The sequence below is a fragment of the Bartonella sp. AA1HLJMS genome (assembly GCF_042197445.1).
GTDB lineage: Bacteria > Pseudomonadota > Alphaproteobacteria > Rhizobiales > Rhizobiaceae > Bartonella.
On record NZ_JBHIRW010000234.1, the window covers coordinates 1 to 954 of the forward strand.

Annotated in this window: 1 protein-coding gene; it reads left to right on the forward strand. The window is 41.2% G+C overall.

Features of this window, described 5'->3' with window-relative positions; all coding sequences use genetic code 11:
• Positions 1-710: 710 nt before the first annotated feature.
• The gene (locus tag ACFIQE_RS10845; RefSeq protein ID WP_375707750.1) at positions 711-857 is read left to right on the forward strand and encodes a hypothetical protein; all 147 of its coding nucleotides are present in this window, start codon (positions 711-713) and stop codon (positions 855-857) included.
• Positions 858-954 lie beyond the last annotated feature (97 nt).

A 954-nucleotide genomic window follows, 5' to 3' on the forward strand; every position in this document is an offset into this window, starting at 1 on the left:
TGAGCGAGGGGAAAATGAGCGAGGGGAAAAAGTGAAGAGAGGCTTTTGTTGAGCCTTGCTTTTGACTTGTTCATTAAGGAGCATGGGGTGCACTTCTCGTTTTATGCCTTTTTATATTTGTGTCGTGTTTTTTTAAAGAATTGAGGCTCTTGCTTGAGTTGGTGCTCTTGCTTGAGTGCTGAGAGGAAAGTGAAGAGGGCTTTTATTGAGCCTTGCCTTTGACTTGTTCATTAAGGAGCATGGGGGACACTTCTCGTTTTATGCCTTTTTATATTTGTGTCGTGTTTTGAAAAGAATTGAGGCTCTTGCTTGAGTAGGATTCTTGCTTGAGTGCTGAGGGGAAAGTGAAGAGAGGCCGCTCTTGGACTTTACTTGCTGTTTCTGTTCTCTTAAAGAGAGAAAATCTTGTAACTTATTTTCTTTTTATCAAGCATAAAAATGTGTTTTACCAAGCGATATTGAGAGCGAAAAATCTATACTTAAAGCAAAAGATATTCTGGTGTTTGGGGAAAAAAAGCCCATTTTCTTGCAGGTGGAGAGGCAAGACGCATAGAGAAGGTGAGCCAAAAGCACACGTTTTGCTCCATAGAAAGTGTAACAGTGCTTTTAAAGAGCTTGGGGTGGAGGGGGAAAATTGAAAGAAAAGAGGGACATCTATTTATTTACGAGACCGTGAAGGACAGTTTCTCTCTCTGGATGAAAAAGGTTTTGTGCAATTTGGTTATGGAATTGTGAGAGGCGCTGGTATTCATGCGGCGGCTTGCCAAATGATTAATCCTTATCATTTTAGGGCTTTATCATTTTTGGGGGGGGGCCAGATTGACAACGAGGCATTGAGGCAAAGGGGTGGATTTTAAGGCAAAGGGATTGAAATTTTTTGAGGAAGAGGTAAGCGTAAGGCATTTATGCTGTGTACTTGAGGAAGTTTTTGATGAGGCAATGAATGAGGTTGAT